Here is an 8528-nt window from a genome sequence, read left to right as displayed (position 1 = left end):
CGGAGCCGAGCACGGCATAGATGTCGAACTGCGACAGCAGGCCGCCGGTCATCCGGCCGGCCAAGACGTCATGCGCGCCGAGCCAGAGCACCACCACCACGCTGGCGAAGGCGAGGAAGATCGCGATGGTCGTGACCACGCCGCGCGCCAGCATCGCCAGCCGCGCGGCGTCGTAGGAGCTTTCGACCGCGGCGGCGAAGCGGGCATTGGTTGCCGCCTCGGCGCCGAAGGCCTGCATCACGCGCACCGCGCCGAGATTCTCCGCCGCATAGGCACTCGCCTCGGCGAGCGTGTCTTGCGCGGCGCGCGATCGCGTTTTTACGGCGCGGCCGGCGGCATAAAGCGGCAGGACGATGATGGGGATGGCAATCAGCACGAAGGCGGAAAGCTTCGGGCTCGTATAGACCATCAGCGCGACGGCGCCGACGAACATGAAAAAATTGCGCAGCGCGACGGAGGCCGAAGCGCCGAAGGCGGCTTTCAACTGTGTCGTGTCGGCGGTGAGGCGCGACAGCAACTCGCCGATGCGCGCACTATCGAAGAAGCTCGCATCGAGGCCGGAGAGATGTTTGAACACCGCCGCGCGCAGATCGGCCACCACGCGCTCGCCCAGCGTGTTGACGAGGTAATAGCGGGCGCCCGAGGCCAGCGCGAGCACGGCGACGACAAGGATAATCGCGCCGAAATAGCGGTTTACATTACCGGTACTCTGCGCGGAAAAGCCGTCGTCGATCATCAGCCGGACCGCCACGGGCACGACGAGCGTCGCCGCGGCGGCGAGCGTCAGCGCGGCAAGAGCCGCAATCAAGCGGCCCTTGTAGCGTGCGACCGTGGGAAGGAGGGCCAGCAGGGCTTTCGGTGAGGTGCGCCGCCCGGTGCTGGCGGCGGTATCGGCAGGCGGATTGGCTTCGGAGGACATTAGAACGCCTTTAGACTGGATTGCCGCCTATGGCCAGAAGATCGTGTCCTTTCAATGCCGCCTTCGGTCGCGCACGGCGGGTCAGGCCGAGCCGCCGAGGTTGCCCCGAACGCGAGCGTAATGGTAAGCCCCGACGCCGTCTTGAATAAGCTTGAGGACAGAGAACGCGTGGCCGGCGATCAAATCCTTGTAACAGGCGCTTCGGGCTTCGTCGGCGCCGCGGTTGCCCGCGCTGCGCTCGCGGCCGGCCATAAGGTTCGCGCCCTCGTCCGGGCCACCAGTTCGCGAACCAATCTCACCGATTTGAACGTCGAACTGGCCGAAGGCGATATGTGCGATGCCGAGGCCGTCGGGCGCGCCATGGCCGGCGTCAGCGCCCTCGTTCATGTCGCGGCCGATTACCGGCTCTGGGCGCCGGACCCGGCCGAGATCCTGCGCACCAATTGCGAGGGGACGCGCAATCTGATGCGGGCGGCGCTCAAGGCCGGCGTGCGGCGCGTTGTCTATACGAGCAGTGTCGCGACCATCGCCATTCCTGCCGACGGCACGCCCGGCGATGAGACCCATGCGCTACCGCTGGACAAAGCCATCGGCGCCTATAAGCGCAGCAAGGTCGCAGCCGAACAGATCGTCAAGGCCATGATCGCCGAAGAGGGGCTGCCCGCCGTGATCGTGCATCCGTCGACACCGATCGGCGCGCGCGACGTCAAGCCGACGCCGACCGGCCGCATCATCGTCGAGGCGGCAATGGGCCGCATGCCCGGATATGTCGATACCGGCCTCAACCTCGTGCATGTCGACGATGTCGCCGCCGGCCATCTCGCGGCGCTCGAAAAGGGCCAGATCGGCGGCCATTACATTCTCGGCGGCGAGAACGTCCGCCTGGCCCAGATGCTGGCCGATATCGCGGCCTTGACCCGCCGCCGCCCGCCAAAGATAAATGTGCCGCGCCGGCTGCTCTATCCGCTCGCCGCCGTCGTCGAGGCGCGGGCGCGGCTGAGCGGCCGCGAACCGTTTCTGACGCTCGACGGTCTGCGCATGGCCAAATATTTGATGTTCTTTTCCTCCGCGAAAGCGGAACGTGAACTCGCCTACCGGCCAAGACCCTATAAACAGGGCCTCGAAGACGCCCTCGCTTGGTTCGGCACACACGGATATCTCAAATGAACGACGTGATTCAGCCGGCAACGAAGACGCATCGCGACGAGAATTTTCCTGTCGCCTCGGCGCTGATCGCGCGTCAACACCGGCCGATCGTACTCGCCTTCTACAATTTCGTCCGCGCCGCCGACGACATCGCCGACAGCCCGACGCTCACGCCGGACGAGAAGATCGCCGGTCTCGACCGCTTCGAAGCGTCGCTGCTCGGCAAGGACGATACGATCAGCGTTGCAGCACCCCTGCGCGCCGCGCTCGCCCAACGCAAAATGTCGGCGCGTCATCCGCTCGACGTGCTCTATGCCTTCCGCATGGATGCAACGAAAAAGCGCTACGCCGATTTCGATGAGCTGATGCATTATTGCGCCTATTCGGCCGCGCCGGTCGGCCGGTTCGTGCTCGATGTGCACGGCGAGAACGAGACGACCTGGCCGGCCAATGACGCGCTCTGCTCTGCGCTCCAGATCATCAACCATATCCAGGACTGCGGCGCAGATTATCGCAATCTCGATCGCGTCTATATTCCGCAGGACTCCATGGCCCGGCATGCGACGGACGTGACGGCGCTTGCCGCGCCGAAGGCGTCGCCAAACATGCAGGCCTGCCTGCACGAACTTGCGATCCGCACGCAGAAGCTTGTCGCCGAAGGCCGCAAGCTGTCGCCGCAAGTGAAGGATTTGCGGCTCGGGCTCGAAACGGCGGTGATCGGACGCTTGGCGCAGACACTCGTGACGCTCCTGCAGAAACGCGATCCGCTGAGTCAAAAGGTGCATTTGAGCAAGCCGGAATTTTTGGCTTTGACGCTCATCGGCATCGGCGACGGTTTCATCGGCCGTGCCAAAGGCGCGCCGGCCGCCGCGGCAACGCAGGCGAGGCGCGCATGAGCGTCGCCGAAGCCGAAGCACCGACCGCGCAGAGGCGCGCCAGCGGCAGTTCGTTCTATGCCGCCATGCGCATCTTGCCGCGCGCGCAGCGCGAAGGCATGTTCGAGATCTATTCGTTCTGCCGGCTCGTCGACGATATTGCCGACGACGGCGGTCCGCAGGCGCCGCGCCTCGCGCAATTGGAGCAATGGCGGCAAGACATCACGGCGCTGTGCGCCGGCAAGCTGCCGGAGCCGCAATTCGCCGGGCTCTTGGCGGCGATCAAAACCTTCAATCTCCAGAAAGACGATTTCTTCGCCGTGATCGACGGCATGGAAATGGATGTGCGCGAAGACATCCAGGCGCCGGACTGGCAAAAGCTCGATCTTTATTGCGACCGGGTGGCCAGTGCGGTCGGCCGGCTTTCGGTGCGCGTCTTCGGCGTGCCGGAGGCCGAGGGCCCTTCGCTCGCCTACCATCTCGGCCGCGCCTTGCAGCTCACCAACATTCTGCGCGATCTCGACGAAGATGCCGGGATCAACCGGCTCTACCTGCCGCGCGAAGCGCTCGTCGCCGCCGGCATCGAAAGCACCAATCCGAAAGCGGTAATCGCGAGCCCCAATCTCGCCGCCGCCTGCGCGCCGGTGATCGCGCGGGCCCGGGCGCATTTTGCGCAAGCCGCCGCGATCATGAAACGCTGCCCGCGCGCGCGGGTGAAATCGCCGCGGCTGATGTATGAGGCCTATCAGATCATCCTCGCAGCCTTGCTGGCGCGCGGCTTCGCGCCGCCGCGCGAGAAGATCAAACTGCCGAAGCATCAATTGCTGCTCGCGCTCCTGCGCTACGGCCTGTTCTAATGGCGCATATCCACATTGTCGGCGCCGGGCTCGCCGGTCTCGCCGCGGCTTTGCGGCTGGCGGACGGGGCCCGCGCGATCACCATTCATGAATCCGCGACCCAGGCCGGCGGGCGCTGCCGCTCCTATTTCGACGCGACGCTCGGCATGGAGATCGACAACGGCAACCATTTGCTCTTGTCCGGCAATCACGCGGCGCGCGAATTCCTGCGCGCGGTCGGCAGCGAAGATCAACTCGTCGGACCGGAGCGCGCCGAATTCGCCTTCATCGATCTCGCGACCCGTGAACGCTGGACATTGCAGCCGAACGACGGCGCGATTCCGTGGTGGATTTTTCAAAACAAGCGGCGCGTCCCCGCCACCAAGCCACTCGATTATTTCAGCGTCCTGCCGCTCCTGACCGCGCCGAAAGGCGCGACGCTCAAACAGGCCATGCGTTGCGAGGGCGTGCTTTGGGAACGGTTGTGGCAACCATTCTTCCTTGCCGCACTCAATACCCAGCCCGAGGAGGGCGCCGCTTCGATGGCGGCGCGGTTGCTCCGCGAGACCCTCGCCAAGGGCGGCGAGGCCTGCCGGCCGCTGGTTGCGGCCAGGGGCCTCTCGACCGCCTTCATCACCCCCGCGCTGCGATATCTCGAAGCAAAGGGCGTCACGATCCGCTTCGAGCGGCGGCTCTCGGGCGTCACGGTCGCGGGGAAGCGGGCGGCGGCCCTCGCATTCGGACCCGAAACGCTCGCTCTCGGTGACGAAGACCGCCTGATCCTGGCGGTTCCGGCGCCGGTCGCTGCCTCGCTTTTGCCATCTTTGCCTACGCCGCAAGCGTTTCGCGCGATTGTGAACGCGCATTACAAGATCGTGCCGCCCGCGGGCCTGCCGCCGATCCTCGGCGTGATCAACGGCACGATGGAATGGCTGTTTGCCTTTCCCGACAGGCTCTCGGTGACGATCAGCGGCGCCGACCGGCTGATCGCGACGCCGCGCGAGGAGCTCGCCGCGCAAATCTGGTCGGAGATCCGCCTTGCGACCGAGGTCGCCTCGCCGCTGCCCGCCTGGCAAATCATCAAGGAAAAGCGCGCGACCTTCGCCGCGACGCCGGCGGAAGACGCGCGGCGACCGCCGACACAGAGCGCATTGGCCAATCTCTACCTCGCCGGGGATTGGACCCAGACCGGCCTTCCCGCAACCATCGAAGGCGCCATCCGCTCCGGCTTCAAAGCCGCCGAGGCGCTTCTAACAGACCGCCGATGATCGATTTGCGCAAGGACACGAGCCGAGGCATGCGCCTGGTCGCATTTGTCGGCGGCGAAGCGGCCGTGCCTTTCCGCAGACAGGCGGGGCTCAATTTAGCTGGGGATTGGGCCGCAATCCGGTCAAAATCTACGACTGCCGGCTGGGCTTCTCAGCGGGCGCTCGCCTATCATTCCCATCTCAGCACGTTTGTTATGGCTTTTGAGAGAGTGGATATTTGCGGGCTCATTCCTGCGGGCCAGGCACCGGCGGTTTGCGCTCACTTGGCGCAGCGTGCGACCATCGGCTGCAAGACCGCCGTCTCGCTAAAATCCATTCTGGACAAGTCGGCGGATTCGTTGAGGATGGCTCGAGATATTTTTCTCAGCGAGAAAGATCAAGGACGGCGCCGAGCAGACGATTAGGAACGGCATGGGCGTTGCTTGGCCTGACGGGACGCGGAAACGATGACCTCGCAGAAACAAGAGGTCCGTATCTGCTGACCGCACAAGAGGGGGACGGGTCTTGGCAGGAAGAACATTTTACCGGCACAGGTTTCCTACGCATGTTCGACCTGCATTGCCACAATTGCGCGATATTCTATCGAACTTCGGTGGCGGCGCGGCCGCGCCGTCCGATGCACGCCAACCCCAACACGCCGCCGACCGTCACGCAAACCGCCGCATCGTCCTTGCCATCACCGGCATGAAGGCCGAAGCGCGGATTGCCGCGGGTGCCGATGTCTCGGTGATCGCCAGTGGTGGCAAAAGAGACCTACTTGAATCGGCGCTCGACAATGTCTTCGAAGCCAACGTCGGCGCGGTCCTGAGCTTCGGCATCGCCGGCGGCCTTGCGCCGGGATTGCGGCCGGGCACGGCGCTTGTCGCCCGCACCATCGTCGCCGAAGACGGCGCGCAATACGAATGCGATCGCGCCTGGTCGCAACGGCTCGCCGCTGCGCTCGGCGGTGCGCCGATCGTCGATATGGCCGGCATCGATAGCGCGGTGACGACGCCGGCCGACAAGCGCGCCCTGCATATCGCAACGCGCGCCGCGGTCGCCGATATGGAATCGCATGTCGCGGCACGCTTTGCCGCGGCGCGCAATCTGCCGTTTGCAGCCTTTCGGGTGGTGGCCGATCCGGCCGAGCGACACGTGCCCCCCGCGGCACTCGCAGGCATCGGCAAAACCGGTCGCGTCACGGTCGGGCCGGTGCTGCGCTCGCTCCTGCGCGCACCGGGTCAGTTCCCGCATCTGGTGAAGACGGCCTTCGACGCGAACGCCGCCTTCCTCACCTTATTCCGCGGCCGACAGATGGCTGCTTGCGGCGGTTTCGGCTTCTTTGATTTCAGCGAGCTTGTTCTGGACATGCCGCGAGAAGACGTAATCGGCGGGTCTCTGACGGTCTAGGGGAATATCCTTCGCGACGGCGCCATCGGTGCGAATACCAGCGATGGCAACCTTCAGAACTTCCCATGGCTTGGCAAAGGATTCATTGACGGCCGTCGCCTCGAAACCGCAATGGACCATGCAGTCGGCGCATTTCTCGTACTTGCCGACGCCGTAGGAATCCCAATTGGTCTCGTCCATCAATTCGGCGAAGGTCTTGGCATAGCCCTCGCCGAGCAGGTAGCAAGGCCGCTGCCAGCCAAAGACCGTGCGCGTCGGGTTGCCCCAAGGCGTGCACTCATAGGTGCGATTGCCGGCGAGATAATCGAGGAACAGGTCGGACTGGAAGAATGGCCACTTCTTGCCGCCTTGGCCGCGCTTGAAAATGTCGCGGAACAATTGTTTCGTCTTGGAGCGATTGAGGAAGTGCTGCTGATCGGGGGCGCGCTCATAGGCGTAGCCGGGCGACACCGTGACACCTTCGATGCCGAATTCCTTCATATCGTCGAGGAAGCTCGCGACGCGCGCCGGGTCGGCATCATTGAACAAGGTGCAATTGATGGTGACGCGGAAGCCTTTCGACTTGGCGAGCTTCAGAGCCGCAACCGCGCGGTCATAGACGCCTTTCTGGCAGACGGACTTGTCGTGCATCTCCTGATCGCCGTCGAGATGGATCGACCAGTTGAAGCGCCGGTGCGGCTTGAACCGGTCGATCTGCTTTTCGAGCAGCAGAGCATTGGTGCAGACGGTCATGTATTTGCCGCGGGCAAGACCGCCTTCGACGATCTGCGGCAATTCCTTGTGCAACAGCGGTTCGCCGCCGGCGATCACGACGACCGGTGCGCCGCATTCTTCCATCGCATGCAGACATTCGTCGAGCGGCAGGCGCTGGTTGAGGATCGGATCGGGATAATCGATCTTGCCGCAACCGGCACAGGCGAGATTGCAGCGGAACAAAGGCTCCAGCATAAGGACGAGCGGATACCGCCGCCGGCCTTGAAGCTTCTGGCGAAGAACGTAACCGCCGATTTGCATCGCCTGCAGGAACGGAATACCCATTTAGCGCCGGCTCCTATTTAAGTGGCTCGGTTGTTTAAGCTGACGTCGCGAGGAACTCAAAGGGCGGCCGAAATTCGACAGTCTCCTGGACGCCGGGCAGAAGCGCGACGTCCACCGGCCCCAACCCTCGCAAAGCGTCGATGACCCCTTCGATCAAAACCTCCGGCGCCGATGCGCCGGCAGTCAAGCCTATGGTGTTTGCCTTACGGACTTGATCGAGGTCAAGCTCATCCTTGTCGGCGATCAAAAAGCTCGGCACCCCGGCCTGCGCGCCAATTTCGCGCAAACGATTGGAATTAGAGCTGTTTTTGGCTCCGACCACAAGGATCAGGTCGACCAGCCGGCTCAAAGCCCTGACCGCTGCTTGTCGATTTTGTGTCGCGTAGCAAATATCCTTGGTATCCGGTCCGACAATGTCCGAAAATCGCCGTTGCAAGGCGGCGATGATCATTCTCGTGTCATCGACGCTGAGCGTCGTCTGGGTCACATAGGCCACCGGTGTGTCATCGGCAAGCGCGAGCGCGGCCACATCCGCCTCGTTCTGAACGAGATGGACCGGCGCCTCGACCCGGCCCATCGTGCCCTCGACTTCGGGATGCCCGGCATGGCCGATGAGAATCAGCACGCGGCCCTCGCTGGCGTAACGTGCAGCGTGAGCATGGACCTTGGCGACCAGCGGACAGGTGGCATCGAGGACGGCGAGACTGCGGCGCTCGGCCTGCCGTTCGACGGCGCGGGACACGCCATGCGCGCTGAACACCGTGAGGCCGCCGCGCGGCACCTCGGCCAAGCTTTCGACAAAACGCGCGCCGCGGGCCTTCAACTCCTCGACCACATGGCCATTGTGGACTATTTCGTGGCGCACATAGACGGGCGCGTCATATTTTTCGAGCGCGCCCTCGACGATCTCGATGGCCCGGACCACGCCGGCACAAAAGCCTCGCGGCTGGGCCAAGATGACCTTCATTCCTTACCCCAACTAATCGCCCGCCGGGGCGCGACGACGGAGACAAAAGCTTGCTTTTTTTGAATTGCGCGCTTTTAAGGATGTCCCCTG

10 protein-coding genes are annotated in these 8528 nt (G+C 64.1%); 7 read left to right on the top strand and 3 right to left on the bottom strand.

The window, feature by feature from the left end; translation table 11 throughout:
- Window positions 1–919: ABC transporter transmembrane domain-containing protein (locus Q0025_RS12255; RefSeq protein ID WP_297299492.1), on the bottom strand; the 919-nt coding region annotated here is incomplete at its 3' end.
- A 168-nt stretch (window positions 920–1087) separates the two neighbouring features.
- Here Q0025_RS12255 and hpnA point away from each other — a divergent pair.
- The 7 genes from hpnA to Q0025_RS12220 are packed head-to-tail and all read left to right on the top strand — an operon-like array spanning window position 1088 to window position 6433.
- On the top strand, window positions 1088–2086 hold the full coding sequence (gene hpnA / locus Q0025_RS12250; protein WP_297299490.1) for a hopanoid-associated sugar epimerase: 999 nt from the start codon (window positions 1088–1090) through the stop codon (window positions 2084–2086).
- Complete coding sequence (gene hpnC / locus Q0025_RS12245; protein ID WP_297299487.1) at window positions 2083–2961, top strand: squalene synthase HpnC; 879 nt, start codon at window positions 2083–2085, stop codon at window positions 2959–2961. The genes hpnA and hpnC overlap by 4 nt, the downstream gene beginning before the upstream one ends.
- Complete coding sequence (gene hpnD, locus Q0025_RS12240) at window positions 2958–3797, top strand: presqualene diphosphate synthase HpnD (protein ID WP_297299485.1); 840 nt, start codon at window positions 2958–2960, stop codon at window positions 3795–3797. Before hpnC ends, hpnD begins: the two co-directional genes overlap by 4 nt.
- On the top strand, window positions 3797–5044 hold the full coding sequence (gene hpnE, locus Q0025_RS12235) for a hydroxysqualene dehydroxylase HpnE (protein ID WP_297299483.1): 1248 nt from the start codon (window positions 3797–3799) through the stop codon (window positions 5042–5044). Before hpnD ends, hpnE begins: the two co-directional genes overlap by 1 nt.
- Window positions 5041–5448, top strand: coding sequence for a hypothetical protein (locus Q0025_RS12230; RefSeq protein WP_297299499.1), 408 nt, complete (start codon window positions 5041–5043; stop codon window positions 5446–5448). The genes hpnE and Q0025_RS12230 overlap by 4 nt, the downstream gene beginning before the upstream one ends.
- Window positions 5331–5732, top strand: a complete 402-nt coding sequence (locus Q0025_RS12225; protein ID WP_297299496.1) for a hypothetical protein — start codon at window positions 5331–5333, stop codon at window positions 5730–5732. Before Q0025_RS12230 ends, Q0025_RS12225 begins: the two co-directional genes overlap by 118 nt.
- Complete coding sequence (locus tag Q0025_RS12220) at window positions 5621–6433, top strand: phosphorylase (RefSeq protein ID WP_297299494.1); 813 nt, start codon at window positions 5621–5623, stop codon at window positions 6431–6433. The genes Q0025_RS12225 and Q0025_RS12220 overlap by 112 nt, the downstream gene beginning before the upstream one ends.
- On the opposite strand, the gene hpnH is transcribed toward Q0025_RS12220, so the two are convergent.
- Window positions 6320–7471 carry an adenosyl-hopene transferase HpnH gene (gene hpnH / locus Q0025_RS12215; protein ID WP_297299481.1) on the bottom strand — a complete coding sequence of 384 codons (1152 nt, stop codon included), beginning with the start codon at window positions 7469–7471 and terminating at the stop codon, window positions 6320–6322. The two genes, Q0025_RS12220 and hpnH, sit on opposite strands and share 114 nt — an antisense overlap.
- A gap of 34 nt (window positions 7472–7505) precedes the next feature.
- Entirely contained in the window at window positions 7506–8438 is a 933-nt protein-coding gene (gene ispH / locus Q0025_RS12210) for a 4-hydroxy-3-methylbut-2-enyl diphosphate reductase (protein WP_297299479.1), read from the bottom strand.
- Window positions 8439–8528: the final 90 nt, after the last annotated feature.

Origin of the sequence: uncultured Methylovirgula sp., assembly GCF_947646745.1 — a bacterium.
Taxonomy (GTDB): domain Bacteria; phylum Pseudomonadota; class Alphaproteobacteria; order Rhizobiales; family Beijerinckiaceae; genus Methylovirgula.
Note: the sequence above shows the minus strand (reverse complement) of the source record. Positions and strands in the feature narration are given on the sequence as shown.